Below are 292 nucleotides of genomic sequence, written 5' to 3'. Positions count from 1 at the left end.
TGTAGAAGATATCCAAGGAGCTGGCCACGCCGCTCGCCACTTCCAGGTACACCTTCTTGCTCAACAGGTAGCGCAAGGCAATGGTGCTGGCCGGTTCGAACACGCCTACCCCATACCGCAGGCTGAGTTTCTCGGTGATCTTGCCGCTGGCCACCACGGCGGTGTTATTGCCGCTGCCCTGGGTGTCGAGTTCGAAGTCCTGGATGCCCAGGTTCTTCGCCAGGTCCGAGGTGACCCCGGCACTGCCCATCAAGCCCAGGCCCAGCGCAGCCTGGGCCAGCATGTTGTTGTC

The 292-nt window shown here is 62.0% G+C and carries 1 protein-coding gene; it reads right to left on the bottom strand.

Features of this window, described 5'->3' with window-relative positions:
* A partial coding sequence (locus tag COC96_RS27005) for a translocation/assembly module TamB domain-containing protein (RefSeq protein WP_142340054.1) occupies positions 1 to 292 on the bottom strand: 292 nt, incomplete at both ends.

This window comes from Bacillus cereus (genome assembly GCF_002577405.1).
Lineage (GTDB): Bacteria > Bacillota > Bacilli > Bacillales > Bacillaceae_G > Bacillus_A > Bacillus_A cereus_AU.
The sequence above is the reverse complement of the archived record's forward strand: the minus strand, read 5'-3'. Positions and strand labels throughout refer to the sequence as shown.